The organism is Streptomyces sp. AC1-42W (genome assembly GCF_003248355.1).
In the GTDB taxonomy this organism is placed as follows: domain Bacteria; phylum Actinomycetota; class Actinomycetes; order Streptomycetales; family Streptomycetaceae; genus Streptomyces.
This window is the reverse complement of sequence record NZ_QKWY01000001.1, coordinates 884,979-904,003: the sequence shown is the minus strand read 5'-3', so window position 1 is coordinate 904,003 and position 19,025 is coordinate 884,979. Positions and strand designations below refer to the sequence as shown.

At 69.7% G+C, this 19,025-nt stretch carries 23 protein-coding genes; 9 read left to right on the top strand and 14 right to left on the bottom strand.

Features of this window, described 5'->3' with window-relative positions:
• Positions 1-11: 11 nt before the first annotated feature.
• Entirely contained in the window at positions 12-380 is a 369-nt protein-coding gene (locus DNK56_RS04100; RefSeq protein WP_199563887.1) for a VOC family protein, read from the bottom strand.
• A gap of 117 nt (positions 381-497) precedes the next feature.
• Here DNK56_RS04100 and DNK56_RS04095 point away from each other — a divergent pair, with 117 nt between their 5' ends.
• Positions 498-1,097 carry an Lsr2 family DNA-binding protein gene (locus DNK56_RS04095; protein WP_111330514.1) on the top strand — a complete coding sequence of 200 codons (600 nt, stop codon included), beginning with the start codon at positions 498-500 and terminating at the stop codon, positions 1,095-1,097.
• A 24-nt stretch (positions 1,098-1,121) separates the two neighbouring features.
• On the opposite strand, the gene DNK56_RS04090 is transcribed toward DNK56_RS04095, so the two are convergent.
• From DNK56_RS04090 to DNK56_RS04075, 4 genes are read right to left on the bottom strand one after another with little or no spacing between them, the layout of a single operon-like run.
• Positions 1,122-1,871 carry a hypothetical protein gene (locus tag DNK56_RS04090; protein ID WP_111330512.1) on the bottom strand — a complete coding sequence of 250 codons (750 nt, stop codon included), beginning with the start codon at positions 1,869-1,871 and terminating at the stop codon, positions 1,122-1,124.
• Between the two features lie 15 nt (positions 1,872-1,886).
• Entirely contained in the window at positions 1,887-2,771 is an 885-nt protein-coding gene (locus DNK56_RS04085; protein ID WP_111330510.1) for a DNA-processing protein DprA, read from the bottom strand.
• Between the two features lie 59 nt (positions 2,772-2,830).
• Positions 2,831-3,268, bottom strand: coding sequence for an ATP-binding protein (locus tag DNK56_RS04080; protein WP_111330508.1), 438 nt, complete (start codon positions 3,266-3,268; stop codon positions 2,831-2,833).
• The gene (locus DNK56_RS04075) at positions 3,265-3,477 is read right to left on the bottom strand and encodes a hypothetical protein (RefSeq protein ID WP_111330506.1); all 213 of its coding nucleotides are present in this window, start codon (positions 3,475-3,477) and stop codon (positions 3,265-3,267) included. The genes DNK56_RS04080 and DNK56_RS04075 overlap by 4 nt, the downstream gene beginning before the upstream one ends.
• Positions 3,478-3,588: 111 nt before the next feature.
• On the opposite strand from DNK56_RS04075, the gene DNK56_RS04070 reads away from it, so the two are divergent.
• Positions 3,589-4,470, top strand: coding sequence for a helix-turn-helix domain-containing protein (locus DNK56_RS04070; RefSeq protein WP_111330504.1), 882 nt, complete (start codon positions 3,589-3,591; stop codon positions 4,468-4,470).
• The gene (locus DNK56_RS04065; RefSeq protein ID WP_111330502.1) at positions 4,421-4,624 is read left to right on the top strand and encodes a DUF397 domain-containing protein; all 204 of its coding nucleotides are present in this window, start codon (positions 4,421-4,423) and stop codon (positions 4,622-4,624) included. The genes DNK56_RS04070 and DNK56_RS04065 overlap by 50 nt, the downstream gene beginning before the upstream one ends.
• A gap of 97 nt (positions 4,625-4,721) precedes the next feature.
• Here the strand turns inward: DNK56_RS04065 and DNK56_RS35760 are convergent, their stop codons facing one another.
• Positions 4,722-6,329: an eCIS core domain-containing protein gene (locus DNK56_RS35760; protein WP_446750445.1), complete on the bottom strand. Its 1,608-nt coding sequence runs from the start codon at positions 6,327-6,329 to the stop codon at positions 4,722-4,724.
• Between the two features lie 370 nt (positions 6,330-6,699).
• Between DNK56_RS35760 and DNK56_RS04055 the strand changes: the two genes are divergently transcribed.
• The 3 genes from DNK56_RS04055 to DNK56_RS04045 all read left to right on the top strand — a co-directional run bounded on the left by DNK56_RS04055 (position 6,700) and on the right by DNK56_RS04045 (position 9,588).
• Positions 6,700-7,098: a hypothetical protein gene (locus tag DNK56_RS04055; RefSeq protein WP_241989754.1), complete on the top strand. Its 399-nt coding sequence runs from the start codon at positions 6,700-6,702 to the stop codon at positions 7,096-7,098.
• Positions 7,099-7,206: 108 nt separating this feature from the next.
• Positions 7,207-8,370, top strand: coding sequence for an IS4 family transposase (locus DNK56_RS04050; protein ID WP_111329449.1), 1,164 nt, complete (start codon positions 7,207-7,209; stop codon positions 8,368-8,370).
• A 342-nt stretch (positions 8,371-8,712) separates the two neighbouring features.
• A complete protein-coding gene (locus DNK56_RS04045) occupies positions 8,713-9,588 on the top strand; it encodes a hypothetical protein (protein ID WP_146610530.1) in 876 nt (291 codons plus the stop codon).
• A 102-nt stretch (positions 9,589-9,690) separates the two neighbouring features.
• Here the strand turns inward: DNK56_RS04045 and DNK56_RS04040 are convergent, their stop codons facing one another.
• The 4 genes from DNK56_RS04040 to DNK56_RS04025 form a co-directional block, all read right to left on the bottom strand.
• On the bottom strand, positions 9,691-9,885 hold the full coding sequence (locus tag DNK56_RS04040; RefSeq protein WP_111330498.1) for a hypothetical protein: 195 nt from the start codon (positions 9,883-9,885) through the stop codon (positions 9,691-9,693).
• Positions 9,886-9,969: 84 nt separating this feature from the next.
• On the bottom strand, positions 9,970-10,863 hold the full coding sequence (locus DNK56_RS04035) for an SDR family oxidoreductase (protein ID WP_111330496.1): 894 nt from the start codon (positions 10,861-10,863) through the stop codon (positions 9,970-9,972).
• Positions 10,860-11,834 carry an alpha/beta fold hydrolase gene (locus DNK56_RS04030; protein WP_111330494.1) on the bottom strand — a complete coding sequence of 325 codons (975 nt, stop codon included), beginning with the start codon at positions 11,832-11,834 and terminating at the stop codon, positions 10,860-10,862. The genes DNK56_RS04035 and DNK56_RS04030 overlap by 4 nt, the downstream gene beginning before the upstream one ends.
• Positions 11,831-13,357 (bottom strand): flavin-containing monooxygenase, encoded by a 1,527-nt coding sequence (locus DNK56_RS04025; RefSeq protein ID WP_111330492.1) that lies wholly within the window; start codon positions 13,355-13,357, stop codon positions 11,831-11,833. Before DNK56_RS04025 ends, DNK56_RS04030 begins: the two co-directional genes overlap by 4 nt.
• Before the next feature lie 203 nt (positions 13,358-13,560).
• On the opposite strand from DNK56_RS04025, the gene DNK56_RS04020 reads away from it, so the two are divergent.
• Complete coding sequence (locus DNK56_RS04020) at positions 13,561-14,241, top strand: MerR family transcriptional regulator (protein ID WP_111335442.1); 681 nt, start codon at positions 13,561-13,563, stop codon at positions 14,239-14,241.
• Between the two features lie 71 nt (positions 14,242-14,312).
• On the opposite strand, the gene DNK56_RS04015 is transcribed toward DNK56_RS04020, so the two are convergent.
• Positions 14,313-15,128, bottom strand: coding sequence for an exodeoxyribonuclease III (locus tag DNK56_RS04015; protein WP_111330490.1), 816 nt, complete (start codon positions 15,126-15,128; stop codon positions 14,313-14,315).
• 58 nt (positions 15,129-15,186) lie between these two features.
• Between DNK56_RS04015 and DNK56_RS04010 the strand changes: the two genes are divergently transcribed.
• Positions 15,187-15,681 carry a GNAT family N-acetyltransferase gene (locus DNK56_RS04010; protein ID WP_111330488.1) on the top strand — a complete coding sequence of 165 codons (495 nt, stop codon included), beginning with the start codon at positions 15,187-15,189 and terminating at the stop codon, positions 15,679-15,681.
• Positions 15,682-15,804: 123 nt separating this feature from the next.
• A complete protein-coding gene (locus tag DNK56_RS04005) occupies positions 15,805-16,959 on the top strand; it encodes a PP2C family protein-serine/threonine phosphatase (protein ID WP_111330486.1) in 1,155 nt (384 codons plus the stop codon).
• A 25-nt stretch (positions 16,960-16,984) separates the two neighbouring features.
• Here the strand turns inward: DNK56_RS04005 and DNK56_RS04000 are convergent, their stop codons facing one another.
• Genes DNK56_RS04000 through DNK56_RS03990 form a run of 3 tightly spaced genes read right to left on the bottom strand, consistent with a single transcriptional unit; the run spans position 16,985 to position 18,693 of the window.
• Positions 16,985-17,674 carry a contact-dependent growth inhibition system immunity protein gene (locus tag DNK56_RS04000; protein WP_111330484.1) on the bottom strand — a complete coding sequence of 230 codons (690 nt, stop codon included), beginning with the start codon at positions 17,672-17,674 and terminating at the stop codon, positions 16,985-16,987.
• A gap of 11 nt (positions 17,675-17,685) precedes the next feature.
• Positions 17,686-17,991, bottom strand: coding sequence for an RNase A-like domain-containing protein (locus tag DNK56_RS03995; protein ID WP_111330482.1), 306 nt, complete (start codon positions 17,989-17,991; stop codon positions 17,686-17,688).
• 30 nt (positions 17,992-18,021) lie between these two features.
• The gene (locus DNK56_RS03990) at positions 18,022-18,693 is read right to left on the bottom strand and encodes a hypothetical protein (RefSeq protein WP_111330480.1); all 672 of its coding nucleotides are present in this window, start codon (positions 18,691-18,693) and stop codon (positions 18,022-18,024) included.
• Between the last annotated feature and the right edge of the window lie 332 nt (positions 18,694-19,025).

The window sequence follows — 19,025 nt, the reverse complement described above, 5'->3', positions numbered from 1 at the left end:
CCCCAAGGAAGTCAGAACCCGTCGATTCCGATCACATTGCCGAACGGGTCGATGAGTTGGGCGATCGTGCGGCCGGTGCCGTCCCCGATGTCCAGGGGGCCGCGGTGGTGAGTGCAACCGGCGTCGAGGAGACGCTGACGAACGGCGTCGACGTCATCGACCGCCCAGTACGGGACCGGGCTGCCGCCGCGCTTGTTGCGCTGCTCGTCCAGGGGGTGGAACCCGAACTCGACGCCGGCGACATCGAGCCAGGCGTACACGGCACCGCTCGTGTCGTCGACGTCGACGTGGGCGTCCGTGTCGAGGACCCCCGCCCACCAGCGGGCGGACTCCTCGGGGTCCTCGGCGAAGATCATGACGGCGCGGATGCCGTGGAACACGTGGCCCCCTGGGTTCACCGGTCGGTGGGGTCATTGGTGGGACAACGGTATGCCCGGCGGCCCCGGCCGTCTCTCCTTGCCGAGGGCCGGGTCGGCGGTGGCCGGTACCGTCGCGCCATGGACGACATACAGCAGGCATGGGCCCGGATCACCGCGCGGCTCGCCCCGCGCGCCCTCTCCGGTCCGGACGCCCCCGATCCCGACGCCGTGGCCGGCGCGGCCGCGCGCATGGGCGTCGAGCCGGCCGGGGACCTGCGCCGCTGGCTCCTCGCCGTCGATCTCGACGCCGGCCGGCGCCCCGCCGCACACGCGCCCCTGGTCGCCCTGGGCTGCCCCGGCGTCCTGCCCGGCGGCGCGCTGCTGCTCGGCCTGACCGACATCGAGCGCGTCCACGGGCAGCGGATGAACCTGGCGGCGGACGGGCTGTGGCGGCGGGAGTGGGTGCCGGTCGCGGCGGAGACGGACGGTTTCCACGGCGTCTTCGTGAACACCCTCACCGGCACGGTCGGCTCCTGGTCCGAGGGCGAAGACCCCAAGGAGGACACGCACCCCTCCCTCGCCACCTTCTTCCACGACATCGCGGACCAGCTGGACGGCACACCCCGCCCCGTGGCCGAGGACCCCGTACACACCTGGGCCCGCGCCCACGGCATCCGGATCAACGACCGGGGCCGCATCCCGGCCGACGTACGCAGGGCTTACGAGGACGGGAACTGAGCCGACCCGCAGGATGCCGGGCCTTCAGGAGTGAGCCCCGTTCCGCAGCGGACAGACGTCCCACGAGAAGCGGCGCAGCCGAGCCCGGTCGATGTGCTCCGTGGTGTCGCCGTACGCCGGGTTGAGGTGCCGGCCGAGCACGACGACCGCCACCCGGTGCGCGCCGGCGGCCCTCAGCGCGACGGCCGCGGACTGGGCGTGATTGCCCGTGGTCCAGGTGTCGTCGATGAGCAGCACGTTCTTGCCCCACACGGCGGTGGAGACGTAGCGGTCGGCCGATGCCGTCCGCCCGAGGGCCCCTGCGGCCGGGGTCGCGGACAGCAGTTCTCTGTAACGGTCGCGGGTGGTACCGACCACCGTGGCGGCCATCGTGCGCAATGGGTGCTCGGCACGGCCGCTGGTGCTGGGCACGGTGGTGACCGTGTCGAAACCCGGAACGTCGCAGTGCGCGGCGATACAGGGCTCATGGGCGGCGAGGAAGCGCCACATGACCGCCGCGAGCCCCATGCGGAAGTGGTCGCGCTGCGGCCCGTGGGTGTTCTTGTAGCGCCACAGTTCGTTGGCGTACTGCCCGCTCTTGAGCGCCAGGCTGATGGGGACCACGACATCGGCGACACCGACGCCGAGTACGTCACCGGCCTCGCGGCAGCGCCAGCATGTGGGGTATCCCGGCCTCGCCGGGCCGCGACAGATCTGGCAGACGCCGATGCCCGGCGCGAGCGGGTGGACGAGAAAGTTGGCGTAGCGGGCGGCCAACTCGACGACGGATGCCACCCGCGCCGCCCTGCTCTACGCCCAGGTCAGCTCGCCCCTGGCGGGGACGAGGGAGTCGAGTTCGGCGAAGACGTCGTCGGGGCCGTCGATGACGGTGGTGTTGGGGCGGGTGGCGTATTCGCGCGCCCACTCGTGGACCATCAGCGAGCGCATCAGAAAGACCCTGCGGCCGTGTTCGAGGGCGAGCCGTGCCTGCATGCGTGCGCCGCTGCGGTAGGCGGCCTCGACCACCACGGTGGCCAGGCTGTAGCCGCTCATCACGGCGTTACGCATGGGAAACGACGTCTTGGAGGGGGCCGCGTCGGGCCAGAACTGCGAGATCAGCAGACCGCGCTCGGCGATCTCCTCCTGCAGACGTGCGTTCTGCGCGGGGTAGACCCGGCGCAGGCCGGTGCCGACCACCGCGACCGTGCGACCGCCGACAGCGAGGGCCGTCCCGTGTGCGGCGGTGTCGATGCCGGCGGCGAGGCCGCTCACGACCGTGACGCCGCGCTCGGCGAGTCCGCCGGCGATGGCACGGGCGTGTGCGACTCCCTCGGGAGTCGGCTGGCGGGTGCCCACGACGGCGACCCGCAGATCTTCATCGGCGGCGGCTCCCCGCAGGAAGAGGAAGGGCGGTCGCTGGTGGACCAGCCGCAGGTACAGCGGGTAGTCGTCGTCGAGGACGGTGACCAGCCGCATCCCCTCACGCTCCCACGCGGAGAGCTCGGCGACGATCGCCTCCAGATCCACCGGCGGGGCCGTGTCGAAGAGGGCCCCCTGGCCGGATGCGTCCAGGGCGTCCTCCAGGACGGTACGGGCACTGCCCACCGCCTCGACCTGGTCGGTCAACTCGGACCAGGGGCGCTCGCCACGCCGCAGCAAGGCGACGAGGGCGGCTCGCTCCAGTTCCTGGTCCATGCCGCAAGTATAGGGAGCGAGCGCCTGCCGGACCCTGAGTCGTTCCGGCGTGAATCGGGTCACGCCCCCGCCTCAGCAGTTCCCCCTCCCACGCCCACCGGACGCGCCGCCCGTCGCGGGGTCGGTGGGCGCAGTTCGCACCACACCGTCTTGCGGCACGGGCTCTGCTCCACGCCCCACCTCAGTGCCACCGCGTCGATCAGCAGGAGCCCCCGACCCGACGTGCCCTCCGGGCCGGCCTCCCGGAGTATCGGCCACACCGCCGGGGCTGGGTCGCTCACGGCCACCCGTACGCGTCCCGAGTGCGTCGCCGTCACCCGTAACGCCACCGGCGTACGCTCCCCCACGTGGGTGATCACATTCGTCAGCAACTCGCTGACGCACAGCAGGAGATCACCCGCGTCCTCCCCCGCGAACCGGGCCCGCAGCATCCGCCGCAGGTCCGGTACCGCCTCCGGCACGGCCAGTAGTTCCAGCGTCAGGGGCAGCCCGTTCATCCCCCCGCCGCCGCCCTGTTCAGCGCCTCGGCCAGCCGCCGCGCCGTCTCCGCATTGCAGTTACCCAGCGCGATCAGCGGTACCCGCATCGTCCACCCCGCCAGCGTCAGCGGGTCAACCCCCAATGACGGCAGCGTGATGCCGTTGGCCTTGAGCGCCGCGCGCAACGCGTCGATCTCCGGGCCGATGTCGTACGGGGCGTCCTCCATGAGAGCCGTCCACCTTTCGGTTGCTTGCTGTGACGAACCCCTCACACGCTGCCCCACGACGCCCTACGGTGGAAGCCGATTCCGCTCCACGGAGCGAAGTGTGAAAGGCGGTTGGCGGTGGCCAAGGAGATCGACGCCTCGGCGGGCGTCCCCGAGTTCTACGGGAAAGAGCTGCGCTACAAGCGGGAGAAGGCGGGGCTCACGCTGGAGAATCTGGCCGTCAGCGGCTTCTGCAGCATCTCTCTGCTGAGCGAGATCGAGCACGGCAACCGCCGTATGCCGCCGGACCTCGCTGTACATATGGACCGCGTGCTGGACACGGACGGCTTTTTCGCCAGGCGCTGTGAAGACGTGAGCAAGGCCCGGCGCAGGGGCCATGCCGGGTACTTCGAGCGTGTGCTGGAGGCGGAGAAGCAGGCGCTGGTCATCGGGCAGTGGTCGCCCACCGTCATCCCCGGCCTGGTGCAAACGGAGCCGTACATCCGCGAGTTGTACCGCGCCGAACGTGTGGTGAAGCCTCCCGAGCAGATCGACATGATGGTCCATGCCAGGCTGAAACGGGCCCAGCTTCTTCTGGATCAGGGCAACCCGGAGTACTGGATCGTGCTGCCAGAGACTCTGCTCTGGCAGCCGGTCCTGCCGCCGCAGCAGATGGCTGAACAGCTGGAGCATGTGGCTGGGCTCGCCAGAGGCGGAAGGATCATTTTGCAGGTCGTTCCGTGGAACACGGGAGCGCATGCCCTCATGCACAACAACGCCATGCTGCTCGACTTCGCGGACGCGCCCCCTCTCTTCTACACCGAGGGGCAGTACCACGGGAACACGATCGACGATCCCGGGATCGTCAAGCAGTATCGGAGGTCCTACGATCTGCTCAGGGCCGCCGCCATGTCGCCGGACTCATCCCTGGCCACGGTCGAAGCAGCAATAGAGGACTACCGAAATGGCGTGCAGCACCATCAACTCGTTCGGCGCAGACTGGCGGAAGAGTAGTTACAGCAACGCTGACGGCGGCGACTGCCTCGAAGTGGCCGACGGTCACCCCGGCCTCGTCCCCGTCCGGGACTCCAAGCGGCCCGATGGGCCCGCTCTCGTCGTCAACGCCGCCGCGTGGACGCCGTTCATCGAGGCGGTCAAGACCGCCTGACGCGACAGCCACGCAGACAGAGCGCGCCCGGTCCGACCGGGCGCGCTCTTCCTGGTTCACCCAGCGTCGGCACGGCGCCTGTGCACTGCCGAGGCCGCTACCCGGTCATCTCGACGTCGGACTCTTCGGAGTCCGATCCGTACTGCTGGCTCCCGTCCTGGCCAGTACGGCGAACGGTCGCCGGCTTGTACTTCTGGATCAGCTCGTCGAGCTCCTTCTCGTCCTTGACCCCCGCCGCGTTGGCGATCTTCGTGAGTCCGGCGTTCGCGGTTGCCCAGTAGCCGCCGGGCTTCGTCTGGAAGGTCAACTGGGGAAGCTTCTTGTCCTTCGCGATCGACAAGGAGAGGAAGCACGAGGTGCACGGTCTCTTCTTGCCGACGATCGTCGCCGCGCCGGTCGAGCCGGACTGAAGCAGGGCCAGCACCAGCTTCTGCTCCGCGTGGAGTTCCTCGAAGCCGGAACGGATGAAGACGATCTTCCCATCCATGTGCCCGGCCCCGATGGTCGCCGCGGCCTCCGTCGCCGTCTGCGCCGCCAGTACGTCGTTCTGCACGGCCATGGCCGTGGCCATGAAGGCGTTGACCGTGCCGTCCCGGCCCTTCCCCTCACCGAGGTCGGTCATGTAGTCCGCCGACCTCCGGGCTCTCGCGTCGCCTCCCGCCCCGTGCGAGTCCCGCATGACATCGGCGAGAGTTCTCGTCTCAAGGGTGTTCAGGATCTTGGCAGCTGTGCTGTTGTCGTTGCAGGCGACAAGAATCCCGCCGCCGACCCACAGGACCTGGGTCTCCTGGTTCCCGTCGTCCTCGATGTAGGCCCTTCCGCTGTTGAAGAACTGCCGCGCGATGTGCCGCAGAGCCTGCTCATCGGTGTCCATACGGCGCTTGTCGCTGTTCTCGACGTTGCCGGGCCATTTCCCGCCGGCATAGGGCATCTGCGTCCAGTCCGACGTCATCTTGCCCATGGCCCGCTTTGTCGCCGCGGCCGGCACTTCCTTTGTCCCGGCTCGTTGCAGGTGGAGCCGGCCGTGAACCGGGGACGTGTCCTGCGCGGACGTCGACGGCATGCTTTCGGGGGCATGGACCGGAGGCATCCCGGCAAGGGCGCGCTTCGCGTTGGCTTCCGCCTCGCGCTCGAAGCGGTCCGCCGGGTCGGAGACCTTGAGCCCGAAGCCGTTGTCAGTGCCTGCGACGGGCCCCTGACGTTGCTGGATGACGTGGGTCAACTCGTGGGCGAGGGTGTGCCGGTCGGTACCGCCGGCGCCGATGACGACATGGTTGCCGGAGGTGTAGGCGCGGGCACCGACCTCGGCCGCCGAGGCCGCGGCCGCGGCACCGTCGTGGATGCGCACCTCCGAGAAGTCCGCGCCCAGCCGGGCCTCCATGTCGGTGCGGGTCGCGTCGTCCATCGCCCTGCCGGGGGCTCGAAGCACCTCGTGAACGGTTGACCGTTGCAAGGGTGCCGTATCCGTGGTGCCGGCCTGCCAAGCGGCCTGGTGGCCGCAGCCGGAACCGTGCTGGTGCCGCTCGGACGGCGGCTGGGCCCAAGGATGGCCGGCCTCTCGGAGCATCTGGACGACGGCGGCGTTCCCGTGCTTGGCCTGGAGAGCCCACAGCCCCTCATGCCGCGCCTGTGGCGCGCCCGTCTGCCGCGCGGCCGGTGCCCGGCGGGGGCCGGTGGATTCCTTCAGGTTCTCGTGATCGCTCAAGGCCCGCTCCACAGCAGCTGAGAATGTCGACTCTTCATGGATACACGCCCGGCGGAGCCGGATTCCAGGCCTGCGGGGGCAAAGCGAGGTGACCCGGGAACGGTTCACGGGGTAACGGCCGTCTCCGGCTGAGGCGAGGGCGGCGGTCGGGCCCGCCGGGCGGCCCCTCGAACAGCAGAAGGGGCGCGCCCGGACGAATCCGGGTGCGCCCCGGGTGCGCCCCCGTCCGTGACGTCGGGGCACCCCCACAGAGGATGTCAAGCCGGCTCCCCGTGAACCTGAATCGAAACTCTCGGCCACCAAACAGAACCAGCCAAATTACACACGTGGGCACCTTTTGCTTGACGGTGATCAATCATTGGGTAACTGTGTGACGGTCGCCCAAAATACCCGAGCATGCTGTGAAGAAATCCAGATGAAGAGATATAAGGCCGCGGCTGCCATCCTACTCGGATTGGCAATTGCCGTACCCACGGGTACCGCTACTGCCGCCGTCACGATACATGCTGCCGGCGCTACCGCGTGGTCACCCGCCCAAAATAATTCCGGTCGCGTAGCGGTCTTGGACGCCCAAAAGGATGGCGACCCGGTGAAGGTGCAATACTACCGGCGCGACAATCCGAATGATTACAAGACGCTATGGAATCACAGCGGTTACGGCAACACTGTCTATTCTGCGCCCGGTTCGACCATCTATCAGATCAGGGCCTGTGAGTCTCGCGACTGGGACCCGGATGTCTGCTCCGGATGGAATTTGACCGGCTACTGACCGACAGGTCGGCATGCAACGTCGCTCGCTTAGTTCATGATCGCGTAGAGTCTCGGTCTTGTGCCGAGAGATCACATAGTTGGTGAGACGTACCCGGAGCGGGTCCGGATGGGGGTGCTGTCGCGTACGTTCACGCCCGAGCTGGTCGACTTCGTGGTCGATGAGGCGGGGGCGCGCGAGGAGCGGACCCGGTCGTTGCCGGCCCGGCTGATGGTGTATTTCGTCCTGACGATGTGGCTGTTCAGCGGTGACGGATACGGCCTGGTGCTGCGGGAGTTGGTGGAGCACTGGCCGCGCCGGGCGCGGGAGGTGTGGCGTCCGGCGCGCACGGGGTCTCTGACAACGGCGCGGGCCCGGCTGGGTGCGGGGCCGCTGCGACTGCTCTTCGACCGGGTCGCCGGTTGCACCGGCACTGCGGCCACGCCGGGGGCTTTCTGGCGCGGGCTGCGGCTGACCTCCATGGACGGCACGCTGCTGGACGTTCCTGACAGCGAGGCGAACGCTGCCGCCTACACCCGTGCCTCCAACGGAAATCGGCCTGGACCGTACCCGCAGGTGAGGCTCCTCGCGCTGGTGGAGTGCGGCACGAAGGCGTTGATCGGTGCGGTCTTCGACTCCTTCGCCGTCGGCGAGCGCACCTTGGCCGCCCGCCTCCTGGTGCACCTGCGGGAAGGCATCCTGTTGATGGCCGACCGGGGCTTTCCAGCCTATGAGCTGTGGCGGGCAGCCGCGGTCACCGGGGCCGAACTCCTGTGGCGGGTCTCGGATTCCTTCACCCTGCGGCCGCATGAGGTTCTGGCCGACGGCACCTTCCTCACCCGCCTGAACGGGCCGCGCGGCGCCCGGATCACCGTGCGCGCCGTGGAGTACACCGTGGTCACCACCACGATCGGCGCGGACGGCGACAGTGAGGAGACCTCGGAGCTGTTCTGCCTGATCACCACGCTCCTGGACCCCGAGGCGGCACCCGCCGCAGAGCTGGCAGAGCTGTACACCGCCCGCTGGACCAGCGAGACGATCTTCAAGCACATCAAGATCGAACAGCGGGGAGGACGCACCGCGACCCTCCGGTCCAACAGTCCCGCCATGGTCGAGCAGGAACTGTGGGCCATGCTCTGCGTCTACCAGGCCGTACACGACCTGGCCGTGGACGCCGCCCACCACGCGAACCTCCCCGTCTCGCACATCAGCTTCAAGAACACCCTCGCCGCCGCCCGACGTTCCGTCGGCGCGGACTTTCCCCCCTCGGCAACTGGCCGCCAGGATCCGTGACATCCAGGCCGACCTGACCCGCGAGGCCGTCCGTCCCCGCCCCGGACGTGCCGCACCCCGCGCCACCAAACGCAGCACCACCGGATACCGCACCCTCAAACCGGACGAGCCCGCCACCACCAAGGTCACCCACACGATCAGCCTCTCGCTCTTCCCCGAAGAACGACGACCACGCAAGCCGCGGGCGAAGCCGAGACCCCTGCAACTCGCCCCGCAGGAAACGACGTCACCGACACTCAAAGACATGGCGACGGCCATCTAATAGAGCGACGTTGCGCTCATCCTGGCGTCATTGTCCGCTTGGCACTGGCTATGGTGATCGGGATTGGCATTCTCACTCAGATGCAGATCTGGACCAGTCGCCTCGGAGAACAGACGCAAGCCGTCCGCGTAACTCAGGAGCGCGTCAAGGACACGGTGGTCGAAATGGCTGTGCCGGCCATGAGCGCAGCGGAAATACAGCGCTTTCGCACCTCGCTTCCGCCAGGTTCAGCCCTTCTGACACATGGGCTCGATGACCCGGGCAATCAGAAAGCTCCGATTGTCGATATCGCAGGCACTTGCCTTGACCTACGAGCATTGGACATCGACTGCCGGGAGAAGAGCAAGCGCGGAAACATTCAAGCACAGGAAATGCGCAAATGGTTCGGCGCCAACCTCACCTTCACCCCCGTCCCTCAGGTCACGGTGAGAGGTGACGGCACGCAGACACTTGTCGTTGTCACGCCGAGAACAGGGCAACTCTCTGCGGTGAAGCAGGCCGCTTACACATTGCCTACCCCGGCAATTCAGGTAGACGTGCTCGGTGGGGTATGGGAGACATCCCAGCGTGCACGGTTGGTGAACTGGATCCGCCTCTTCGGGGGTACAGGGCTCCTCTTCGTCCTCATGGCGGGAGCGGTTAGCGCGGCAGCCGAGTTCGTCCGAGTCCGGCACGCCCTCGCGCCCTTGGCCGTTCTCACCGGCCGCCCGCAGATCTTCCGCTCCGTGGCCACCTGGCACCTGACGGCTCCCTTGCTGATCGCCACGGTCATCACTGTGGTCGTGTCCGCCTGGCACGCGATCTTCTTCATCGCACTGGTCGGGGAGGGCAGCGTTTCCTGGCCCCTTCTGGGTGCCGGAGCCGCAGCATGCACCGTGGTTTCACTCGCTGTCGGGCTCCTGGCCGCCCGCGCGGGCGCCGACGCTGCGGATCGATGGGTACCGACCGCGGATTGACCGGATCGCACCACCGCGCACGTGCACGGTAGCCATATACATCTGAGACCACACAAAGGGACGCCCCCGGAACGTGCCGGGGCGCCCCTTCGCGTATGGGCTTCAGCGCTCCGAGGAGCGCCCCCGCATGTCGTCCGCCGCGCCGCGCGCCTTGTCGCGGCCCTTGTCGGCCGCGTCCTTGGCGCGGTCGGCGGTGGACTCGCGGTCCTGGTTCCGGTCGCCCATGGCGTCCTTGGCGCCCTTCGCGCGGTCGGCGAGCTCGTTCGCCTTGTCCTTGAACTGGTCGGCGATGCCCATGCTGGTCACTCCTCGGGATGCGTGGGGGGCGGCCCGGTGGGGCCTCGACCAGGTTCACACGGGCCGCCACGCATCGCATGTCGATCAGTCACGCTGCGTACGGGCCGCGCGTTCGTCCTGGTCGGCGGCGCCGCCGGCGCCGACGAGGCCCTTGCTCACGCCCTCCAGGCGCGGCCCGAACCTGCGCATCTCGCGCTGGCCGACGACGCCGATGAGGGTCGGCAGGTAGCCGCGTACGGGCTGCATGCCGCGCAGCCACCACTGGGCGTAGACGTGGGCGGAGCGGCGCTCGATGCCGGCGACGATGCGGTCGACGGCGGGGCCGAGGGGGTAGGTGCGGTTGGTGGGCCAGGGCAGCCGCTTGCGGAGGTCGCGCATGACGTCGTCCTCGTCGGCGCCCCGGACCATGTCGGTGTCGGTCCAGGAGAGGTAGCCGACACCCACCTTGACGCCCCGGTAGCCGACTTCGGCGCGCAGGGAGTGGGCGAACGCCTCGACGCCGGACTTGGAGGCGCAGTAGGCGCTCATCATGGGGGCCGGGGTGATCGCCGCGAGGGAGGCGATCTGGAGGAAGTAGCCGCGGCTCTCCATGAGGACGGGGAGGAACGCGCGGGCGGTCACCGCGCCGCCGATGAGGTTGACCTCGATGACGCGGCGCCAGGCGACGGGGTCGGAGTCGATGAGGGGGCCGCCGGTGGCGACACCGGCGTTGGCGACGACGACGTCGACCTTGCCGAACCGATTCTTTACTTCCTGGGCGACGCGGGCCATCGCCTCGTGGTCGGTGACGTCGGCGTGCCAGTGGTCGCTCTCACCGTGCAGGCGTTCGGACACCTTCTTCAGCTCGTCGGGTTCGAGGCCGACGAGGGCGAGGATCGCGCCCCGGGCGGAGAGCTTGCGGGCGAGGAGTTCCCCGACGCCGCGGGCGGCTCCGGTGACGACGACGACCTGCCCTTCGAGACTTCCCCTGCCGCTCATGCGACCTCCTCCTTGCCCTCGGTCTTGCTCTCGGTGTCCGTGGTGTCGTTGCGGTGTTCCCGGTCCGGGCGGACCGTGAGGTGGGCGGTGACGAGTTCCCGTATCTTCGCCGTGACCACCTCCGGCGCCTCCACGGGCGTCATGTGTCCCATGCCCGTCAGCTCGGTGAGGCCCCGGCAGTCGGGCAGGGCCGCCGCTATGGCGCGGGCGTGGACGGGCGGGGTGAGCCGGTCCTGCGTACCCGCGATGACGGCGGTGGGCACCCGCAGCTCCCGTACGCCCTCGTCGAGGTCGAGTTCCGCGAGGACGTGGCCCCAGGCGACGCGGGGGACACGGGGGCAGGCGTGCACGATGCGGGCGCACGTGTCGACCCGATCGGGGGCCGAACCCGGACCCATTGTCCCGTACTTGAGGATGCGTCGGGACAGCGGGGTGACGGGCCCGAGGGGGGCGCGGGCGCCGAGTACGGCGCGGGTGACGCGAGTGCGTACGGCGCCGGGGCGCAGCGGTACGACGAGCGATTCGGCCAGGAGCCGGGAGCTGCCGGTGCTGCACAGCAGGACGGCGGCGGCGTGCTCGCGCAGTTCGGGGCGGCGGGAGGCGGACATGATGGTCATGCCGCCCATGGAGTGGCCGGCGAGGACGGCCTTCTCGCCGGGGGCGAGGGTCGCGCCGAGTACGGCGACGAGGTCGTCGGCGAGGGCGTCGGTGCTGTAGCCGCCGCGGCGGGCGGCGGGCGAGGTGCCGTGGCCGCGCTGGTCGTAGGCGATGACGCGGTGGTCGGCGGCCAGGTCCCGTATCTGGGCGTCCCAGAAGCTGGTGTTGCAGGTCCAGCCGTGGGCGAGGACTATCGCGGGCGCGTCCTCGGGGCCGTGTATCTCGACGTGTATGCGGGAGCCGTCGGCGGAGACGGCGAGGAGTTCGCGGGCCGGGACGGGCCGGCGGCCGGCGACGGGCAGGGAGCGGCTCATCGGACGGCCTCCTCGGCAGTGGCCCCGCTCGTACGGCGCTGGGCGGGGACGGACGGGCGGATCACCTGGTATTCGGAGACGTTCACGGTGCGGGTGGCGCGGCGGAACTCGGAGGTGGTGCCGGGCCAGACGGTGGTGTTGCGGCCGTTGGCGTCGAGGTACCAGCTGTTGCAGCCGCCGGTGTTCCAGACGGTGCGCTTCATGCGGTCCTGGACGCGGCGGTTCCAGCCGTTCACGGCGGAGGGGCGGGCGTCGAGGGCGACCTTGCCGCCGAGGACGTCCAGCTGGCGCATGAAATCGGCCATGTAGTTCAGCTGGGACTCGATCATGAGGATCATCGAGGAGTTCCCGAGGCCGGTGTTGGGGCCGATGATGGTCATCCAGTTGGGGAAGCCGGCCGCGCTGGCGCCGCGCAGGGCCTGCATGCCGCCCTTCCAGGACTCGGTGAGCGTGATGCCCTCGGCGCCGACGACGCGTTCGGCGATCGGCATGTCGGTGACGTGGAAGCCGGTGCCGAAGATGATGGCGTCCACCTCGGCCTCCGTACCGTCCGATGCGACGACGGTGGAGCCGCGGACCTCGGCGAGGCCGGAGGCGACGACGTCGACGTTGGGCTGGGCGAGGGCGGGGTAGTACGTGCTCGACAGCAGGATGCGCTTGCAGCCGATGCGGTACGAGGGGGTCAGCTTGGCGCGCAGTGCGGGGTCCTTGATGGCGCGGGCCATGTTGGACTTGGCTATCCGCTCGACGAGGCCGAGCTGGTCGGGGTGCTTGGTGAAGGCGCTGACCTGGAGTTCCCGGATGCCCCAGAGGAGGCCGCGGCGGGCGGTGCCGGTGAGGGGCAGGGCGCGGTGCAGCCGGCGTTCGAGGCCGCTGATCTCGCGGTCCATGCGGGGCATGACCCAGGGCGGGGTGCGCTGGAAGAGCGTCAGCTTGCCCACCCTCGGCTGGATGGACGGGACGATCTGGATGGCGGAGGCTCCGGTGCCGATCATCGCGACGCGCTTGCCGGTGAGGTCGGCGTCGTGGTCCCAGCGGGCGGAGTGGAAGACCTTGCCGGGGAAGTCGGCGAGACCGGGGATGTCCGGCATCTTCGGGTCGGAGAGCGGTCCGGTCGCGGAGACGACGACGTCGGCGACGACGGTGGTGCCGTTGGCGCTGTCGATGACCCAGTGCAGCTCGTCGTTGTCCCAGCGCATCTGCGTCACCTCATGGTTGAGACGCAGATGGGCGCGCAGCCCGAAGGTGTCGGCGACGTGCTCCAGATAGGCGCGGATGTGCTCCTGCCCGGAGAAGGTGCGCGGCCACTCGGGGTTGGGGGCGAACGAGAAGGAGTAGAGGTGGGACGGTACGTCGCAGGCGCAGCCGGGATAGCTGTTGTCGCGCCAGGTACCGCCGACGGAACCGGCCCGTTCCAGGATCACGAAGTCGGTGATGCCTTCGCGGCGCAGCCGGACCGCCGCTCCGAGGCCCCCGAATCCCGATCCGATCACCGCCACGCGTACATGCTCGTGCTGGGCCATGCTGCCGCCTCCCGCGGTACGTCACACGACTCTGCCAGCAATCACTGGCATTGTTGGGAGGGTAGAGCAGCGGAGTACCGATGGGTAGAGGGCCCGCAGAGGAAAGTTACCGGCGGTACAACCTGGGTTCGAGCCACCGGTGAGGCGGATAGGGTGCGGGGGTGGCAGAAGGACGCGAGCACCGCGAACACCGCGAGTACCGCATGGAGGAGCTGGCCGGGGAGGCCGGCATCCCCGTCCGGACCGTGCGCTTCTACCGAGAGCGTGGCCTGATCTCGCCGCCCCGCCGCGAGGGCCGCATCGCCTGGTACGACGACAGCCACCTGGCCCGCCTGCGTACGATCACCGGCCTCCTGGAACGCGGCCACACCCTGACCGGCATCGCCGACCTCGCCCGTACGTTCGAGAGCGGGCGCGATGTCGCGGAGGTCCTGGGCCTGGGCGAACCCTCCGAGGAGACCCCGGTCCGCCTCACTCCGGAGCAGCTGGCCGACTACTTCGAGGGCGAGTCCACCCCGGAGAACCTGGCCCTGGCGATGGAGCTCGGGTACCTCGGGACGGACGGCGAGGAGATCGTCCACATCAGCCGCCGCCTGCTGGAGGTTTCGGCGGAACTGGTACGGGAAGGCGTCCCGCTCGCCACGGTGCTCGCGACGGGCCGCCGGGTCCGCGAGCACGCGGAGGCGCTGGCGGACCTGTTCGTGGCGGTGCTCCAGGAGTACGGACCGGAGCCGGCCGACACGTCGGACGAGGTGGCCGAACCGCCCCAACTGCGGCCGCTGGCACGGGCGGTGATGGACGCGGAGCTGTCGATGGCGCTGGACAGGCGACTGCGACGGGAGAAGCCGGAAGCGGAGCCGAAGTCGGAGTCGGACGGGGCGTAGGGCGGCGAGGCACAGGAGGGCGGCCCCGGCGGAACGGGGCCGGGGCGCCGGGCCCGCGGCCCTACCCGCTCCTACTGCTCGTACACCACCGTCACCGGCGCATGGTCGCTCCACCGCTCGCCGTGCGTGGCGGCCCGTTCCACCCACGCCTTGACCGCGCGGGCGGCGAGGCCGGGCGTGGCCACCTGGTAGTCGATGCGCCAGCCCGTGTCGTTGTCGAAGGCGCGGCCCCGGTACGACCACCAGGAGTAGGGGCCCTCGACGCCGGGGTGCAGGGCGCGCACCACGTCCACGTACGCCGCCTCGTCGAAGACGCGCGTCAGCCAGGCGCGCTCCTCGGGCAGGAAGCCGCTGCTCTTGCGGTTGGCGCGCCAGTTCTTGAGGTCGGCCTCCTGGTGGGCGATGTTCCAGTCACCGCAGACGACGACTTCGCGACCCTCGGCGGCGGCGCGGGCCTTGAGGCCGACGAGGTAGGGCAGGAACGCGGCCATGAACCGCTCCTTCTCCTCCTGGCGCTCGGTGCCGACCTCGCCGGAGGGGAGGTAGAGGCTCGCGACCGTGACGCCCGGGAGGTCGATCTCGACGTACCGCCCGCTCGCGTCGAACTCCTCGCACCCGGCGTCGCCGTACCCGCCGAAGCCGATCTGTACACGCTCGGGGGCGCGCCGCGAGTAGAGGGAGACCCCGGCCCGCCCCTTGGCGGCGGCCGGCGCGTGGACGGTGTGCCACCCCTCGGGCTCACGGACCTCCGCGGGCAGCTGCTCGGGCTCGGCGCGCACCTCCTGGAGGCAGATCACATCGGCGTCGGTCTGCGCCAGCCACTCGACGAAGCCCTTCTTGGCCGCGGCGCGGAGACCGTTTACATTCACACTGGTCACGGTGAGCATTCCGGCACGATACCGGCCATTGGGAGCCACTCGAACGCATAGATGTACGATGCACTGCATGAACATCCAGGTCCGCGCCTACGATCACCCCGATGCCGTCAAACTCAACGACCGCGTACAGCTCGAATACGCCGAGTTGTACGGTGATGAGGGCGACGTCACACCGCTGGACGCCACGATGTTCAACCCGCCGCACGGCCTGTACCTGATCGCGTACGACGCACACGACCGGCCGGTGGCCACGGGCGGCTGGCGCTCCCAGGAACGCAACGCCGAGGGCTACTCGGACGGCGACGCCGAACTGAAGCGGATGTACGTCATACCCGAGGGCCGCGGCCAGGGCCTCGCCCGCCGCATCCTCGCCGCCCTGGAGGCCGACGCCCGCGCGGCCGGCCGCACCCGCATGGTCCTGGAGACCGGCGACCGCCAGCCGGAGGCCATCGCCCTGTACCTCTCCAGCGGCTACGCCCCGTGCGAGAAGTTCGGCCACTACCGCACGTACGACAGCAGCCGCTGCTACGCCAAGCCCCTCCGGGAGAACCCGCCGGCCTGACGACCGGCCCCGCACCGAGCGGTCCGCGCGCGAGATGGGCGGGCCTGGTCGACAATGGCGGAGGACGCGCCGCCTCCCGTGCGAAAGGCGGCCCGGTGCGGCCGGAAGGCGAGGGGAGCACGCATGGCGGCCGGTGACGGGCAGGACGGCACCCGGTCCGCGACCGGCAGGGCCTCCCGGCTGGCGGTGCTGGCCACCGCGTTCGTGCTCTGCCTCGTGGTGACCGTCCTCCAGGTGAGCACCCCGCCCTCCTCCCACATAGCCTCCGTCCTCGTCGGAGTCCCGGCCGTCGTCGCGTTCGCCTACGGCCCGCCCATGATCCTCGGCTCCGCGGTGGTGGCGGCCGGCGTCCGCTGGGCGCTGCTGCCGGCCGAACCGGAGCGCATCGGCTCCGCCGTCGGCACCACCGTGGTGATCTGCGTCATCGCGGTGCTCAGCTGCTTCGTGGTCCGGCGCCGGGAGCGGGAGTCCGTCCGGCTCCAGGAGGTCTCCTCCGTCGCCGAGGCGGCACAGCGGGCCGTGCTGCGGCCGCCTCCGGAGACCGTGGGCCGCTTCCGTACCGCCGCGAGCTACCGAGCGGCCGCCCAGTACGCCCGCATCGGCGGCGACCTCTACGCCGTCGCGGACACCGACTACGGCGTACGCGCGCTCATCGCCGACGTACGCGGCAAGGGGCTCGGGGCCGTCTCCACCGCCGCCACGGCCCTCGGCTCGTTCCACGAGGCGGCGTACCTGGAACCCTCGCTCGACCTCCTGGCCGGCCGGCTCGACACCGGCCTCAACCGCTTCCTGCCCGACGACGAGGCATTCGTCACCGCGCTGCTGATCCAGATCGCCCCGGACGGCCTCACCCACGCGTACTCCTGCGGCCACCCGCCCTCACTCGTGCTGCGCGACGGTACGGTCCAGGAGCTTCCGGCCACCCCCGGCCTCCCCCTCGGCCTGCGCGCCCTGCCCTCCACCTCCGCGACGGACGGCCCGGCCCCGCCCGCCACCCGGCTGCGCCCCGGCGACACCCTCCTGCTCTACACCGACGGAATCACCGAAACCCGCAACACCTCCGGCGCCTTCTACCCCCTCACCACCCGCCTGACGACCTACCAGCAAGCCCACCCCGCCCCGGTGGACCCCCACCACCTGCTCACCTGGCTCCTGAAGGACGCCCAGACCTACAGCGCCGACGACACGTACGACGACGCGGCCCTGCTGGCCCTGTCCTGGCTGCCGGAGGGGGACGAACCTGGAGAGCGCGGGGAGCCGATCACGGAGACTTCCTGATGAAGGCGGCGCAGCGGTCATGCGGTCAGCCTGCGGCCGGCCCGGGGCCGTAGTCCGCCTTGAATCCTCCCAGACCGTCTGCGAGACGGGCCAGCCAGCCGCTCGGGGAGTACGGCTCGGGCGGGTCCACCTCCATGCCCAGCTCAGCCATCGCGAGGGCGTACTCGGACTCTTCGAGGCCGAGGCCAAGCAGCTCGTGGACCTCGCCCGCGAGACGGGCAACCAGTTGCGGATCGGTGGTGGCGGTGTAGTCGCCTACGGCCGCTTCGTGATCCGGGAACTCGTCCGGCATGTCCTGCGAGAACCAGCCACCGAGGAACTGGCCGAGCTCGGGGAAGCGCGCGTGCCACTCCCAGTGGGTACGAGGGCCGGACGGGGGCGGGACCTCGCCCTCCTCGATCGACCGCTTCAGGTGATCCGCGATTGTGAACAGCCAGCTCCGGATTGCTGACCCGGGCAGCCCAACGTCAGGCATGAAGTAGAACTCTCCGAGGCTAAGGCGCAGGCGGCCCGGCGGGTTGCGGGCGTACTCGCGGATCTGCTGTTCGGCCGTGCCCAGGGCCCAGGGACGGGTGTGCCAGGTGTGGCGGAGATATGCCTGGAAGGCTTCGCTCGGCTTGCCCGGCTCATCGTCGGCCGACACTCCGGTGTACGCGCTGATCACCTGGTCCAACTCACCGTAGCGGCGATCGAACTCGAACGGCTTCATGGACAAGGAATGAGCCTCTACAGGTAGATCGGGACGGTGGTGAGCACAACGAAGCCGTGCGGGCTGCTCGGCTCACGCTTGAGAACGACACGCGCCGCGCGCACCTCGACGGGCTCGCGCCCGGCAAGCATCATCGCCTGCAGCAGTACGCGGCCGACGGGAGCCTCGCGAGAGGGCCAGGCGGCCTCGATGGCAAGGCGGCTGCGAGTTCCCTGGGCGAGCCAGCGGTGGATCTTCTGCTCGTTGTTGGTCACCACCTGCTGGGTGGCCCAGTGGGCCGTTTCCCGGTCGGGGTAGGTGGCCGAGCGGGTCCTTACGGTCATGCGCAGAACTTCCTGTCGGCGGTGTGTACGTCAGGGGCCGGAGTGCTCCGCCCGCATGTGGCCCTCAATGCTCCGGGTGATCTGGCGCAGTGCGTCGTGCGAGGCCCAGGGAATCCATCGCAGCACGTTGCTGGACAACGCTGAGGGCTCCGGGAAGAGCACGAGAACCGCCTGGGCATCAGCGGCCAGCCGGAAGAATGCCTCGCCGCAGAAGGGGTGCTCCGCTTCGATGAAGGCCGCAATCGAGTCAGTCGGCAAGGGGAATTCACCGCCATAGATCCAGTTGGCGCCGAACCCGAAGAGCTCCGGGAAACGGGCTGCCGCCTCCCATTGCGCCAGGGGCAGCTCGTCGAATTCCGCATCCGGCTCCTGGTCGGCCGTTCTGACCCGGCCGGCCAGCATGCGCAGGAAGTCCTCCCCCGGAACGCTGTCGCGCGCCTTGTCCAGCCGTTCGTTGAACTCGCGCGGAAAAAATGCCGCGCCTTCCGACCGAAGCAGGTCGGCCGTGTGATCGAGCAGGGCGGCAACGGCCACAACCGGAAGCAGCCAGCGCGAGACATCGGTGGCACCAGAGGTACGGACGAAACGCCTGATTTCGTCGTCCAGGTCGAGGGCGCCCTGCGACTCCCGGGCGCGCACAGCCGTCTCGAGCACGCGTCTGACCGGGCCGTCATTGAAGAGGGTGCCGGTATACGAGATCACGTTGAGATCACCTCCACGAGAAGCGTCCGAGGGATTTATGGAGACACAGGGTAAGACGCAACGTCACTCTATTAGATGGCCGTCGCCATGTCTTTGAGTGTCGGTGACGTCGTTTCCTGCGGGGCGAGTTGCAGGGGTCTCGGCTTCGCCCGCGGCTTGCGTGGTCGTCGTTCTTCGGGGAAGAGCGAGAGGCTGATCGTGTGGGTGACCTTGGTGGTGGCGGGCTCGTCCGGTTTGAGGGTGCGGTATCCGGTGGTGCTGCGTTTGGTGGCGCGGGGTGCGGCACGTCCGGGGCGGGGACGGACGGCCTCGCGGGTCAGGTCGGCCTGGAT

Coding starts and splice junctions, on each gene's coding strand:
- DNK56_RS04095 (WP_111330514.1), top strand. CDS start 498: ATGGACGACATACAGCAGGCATGGGCCCGGATCACCGCGCGGCTCGCC.
- DNK56_RS04085 (WP_111330510.1), bottom strand. CDS start 2,771: ATGGACCAGGAACTGGAGCGAGCCGCCCTCGTCGCCTTGCTGCGGCGT.
- DNK56_RS04080 (WP_111330508.1), bottom strand. CDS start 3,268: ATGAACGGGCTGCCCCTGACGCTGGAACTACTGGCCGTGCCGGAGGCG.
- DNK56_RS04075 (WP_111330506.1), bottom strand. CDS start 3,477: ATGGAGGACGCCCCGTACGACATCGGCCCGGAGATCGACGCGTTGCGC.
- DNK56_RS04065 (WP_111330502.1), top strand. CDS start 4,421: ATGGCGTGCAGCACCATCAACTCGTTCGGCGCAGACTGGCGGAAGAGT.
- DNK56_RS04050 (WP_111329449.1), top strand. CDS start 7,207: ATGGGGGTGCTGTCGCGTACGTTCACGCCCGAGCTGGTCGACTTCGTG.
- DNK56_RS04045 (WP_146610530.1), top strand. CDS start 8,713: ATGCAGATCTGGACCAGTCGCCTCGGAGAACAGACGCAAGCCGTCCGC.
- DNK56_RS04040 (WP_111330498.1), bottom strand. CDS start 9,885: ATGGGCATCGCCGACCAGTTCAAGGACAAGGCGAACGAGCTCGCCGAC.
- DNK56_RS04035 (WP_111330496.1), bottom strand. CDS start 10,863: ATGAGCGGCAGGGGAAGTCTCGAAGGGCAGGTCGTCGTCGTCACCGGA.
- DNK56_RS04030 (WP_111330494.1), bottom strand. CDS start 11,834: ATGAGCCGCTCCCTGCCCGTCGCCGGCCGCCGGCCCGTCCCGGCCCGC.
- DNK56_RS04025 (WP_111330492.1), bottom strand. CDS start 13,357: ATGGCCCAGCACGAGCATGTACGCGTGGCGGTGATCGGATCGGGATTC.
- DNK56_RS04020 (WP_111335442.1), top strand. CDS start 13,561: ATGGAGGAGCTGGCCGGGGAGGCCGGCATCCCCGTCCGGACCGTGCGC.
- DNK56_RS04015 (WP_111330490.1), bottom strand. CDS start 15,128: ATGCTCACCGTGACCAGTGTGAATGTAAACGGTCTCCGCGCCGCGGCC.
- DNK56_RS04010 (WP_111330488.1), top strand. CDS start 15,187: ATGAACATCCAGGTCCGCGCCTACGATCACCCCGATGCCGTCAAACTC.
- DNK56_RS04005 (WP_111330486.1), top strand. CDS start 15,805: ATGGCGGCCGGTGACGGGCAGGACGGCACCCGGTCCGCGACCGGCAGG.
- DNK56_RS03995 (WP_111330482.1), bottom strand. CDS start 17,991: ATGACCGTAAGGACCCGCTCGGCCACCTACCCCGACCGGGAAACGGCC.